At 36.6% G+C, this 1,753-nt stretch carries 1 protein-coding gene; it reads left to right on the top strand.

Features of this window, described 5'->3' with window-relative positions; genetic code table 11:
* Positions 1–1,753: SprB repeat-containing protein (locus tag BM246_RS19660; RefSeq protein ID WP_231961883.1), on the top strand; the 1,753-nt coding region annotated here is incomplete at both ends.

The following is a 1,753-nucleotide window of genomic DNA, read 5'->3' as shown; positions in this document are numbered from 1 at the left end:
ACGCAGGTACACATACAGTAACGATTACTGACAGTAAAGGATGTAAACTTGAAAATATCAGTGTTACAATTACTCAACCAACTGCAATAACAGCTTCAATTGCAACGGTAACCGATGTACTTTGTAACAGTGAAGCAACTGGAAGTATAGATATTACTGTAGTTGGTGGTACTGCTCCATACTCTTTTGTTTGGAATGACACTAATAACTCAACAACTGAAGATTTATCAAATGTTATCGCTGGTGCTTATAATGTAACAATTACAGATGCCAACGGATGTACAACTTCTATTGGTGATACAATTTCTGAACCTACTAGCCCACTTAGTTTAAACATAACTAAAATAGATGCTACTACAGCTCAAGGATGTGCTAATGGTGAAGCAACAGCTATAGTTTCTGGTGGTACTCAAGGATATACTTACCAATGGAGTGCTTCTGCTGGTAATGTGACAACAGCTACTGCTACTAATTTATCAAATGGTACACACAGTGTTACTATTACAGATGCTAATAACTGTGAATTAACACAAAGTATTGTTATCGAATGCGTAAATACTTGTGATGCTGAAATCGCAATAACTAACGTTACTGATGTACTTTGTACTGGTGATGCTTCTGGAGCTGCAACAGTAACAGCAAACTCTGATGCTAACCCAAGTGCTACTTTTACATTTACTTGGTCTAACGGACAAATTGATTCGGGTGTAACATCAAGTACACTTAGTGCTATAAATGCTGGTGTATATTCTGTTAGCGTAGCTATAGACGGAACAGTTTGTCAAGCTGTGGAAGAAACTATTTCTATTACAGAGCCTAGTAACGCTTTAAATATTACAGCTACAACTACAGATGAATTAGGTCCAAATACTGGTGATGGTACTGCTAGTAGTTCAACTACTGGTGGTGTAGAACCATATACATATTCTTGGTCACCTAATGGAGAAACTACTGATGCTATTACTGGACTTAGTGCTGGTGATTACACTGTAACCGTTACCGATGCTAATGGATGTACTGATAATACAACAGTAACGGTTAACCCAGGAAGTTGTCTTAACTTATCAGTAACAGGGACTTCTACTCCTGCTGTTTGTTTTGAAGAAAGCAATGGTAGTATTACTGCTACTGTAACTGGTGGTTCTGGAAACTTTACTTATGCTTGGGATACCATCTCAAATACAACTGCCGCAGTTAGCGATTTACCTGCTGGAGATTACACTATCACGGTAACAGATACGACAACATTATGTACTACAAGTACAACTATTACTATTAACGAACCTAATGTTTTAAGTTCTGCTATAGCAATATCTAACATATTATGTAAAGATGATGCTACTGGTTCTTTAGATTTAGCCGTTAATGGTGGTACTGCTCCGTATACATTTAATTGGGATAATGGTGATACAACTGAAGATCTAATTAATGTTATAGCAGGAACTTATTCTGTAACTATTACAGATGCAAATGGGTGTATCACTACAGACTCTGCAACTATTATTCAACCAGACTCTAATGTGTCCGTTACTATTACTAATCAAACAAATATTGTATGTGAAGGATTAGGAACAATAATAGCAGAAGCTACTGGAGGTATTAGTCCTTATTCTTATTCTATTGATGGCGGAACGAACTACCAAACAAATGGAACATTCTCTGACTTACCTGAAGCTAATTATACAATAACAGCAATCGATGCCAATGGTTGTGCTACAACAATAACTACTGAAATTCTTATTAATTGTACAGA

The sequence above is a fragment of the Algibacter lectus genome, from assembly GCF_900112395.1.
In the GTDB taxonomy this organism is placed as follows: domain Bacteria; phylum Bacteroidota; class Bacteroidia; order Flavobacteriales; family Flavobacteriaceae; genus Algibacter; species Algibacter lectus.
Note: the sequence above shows the minus strand (reverse complement) of the source record. Positions and strands in the feature narration are given on the sequence as shown.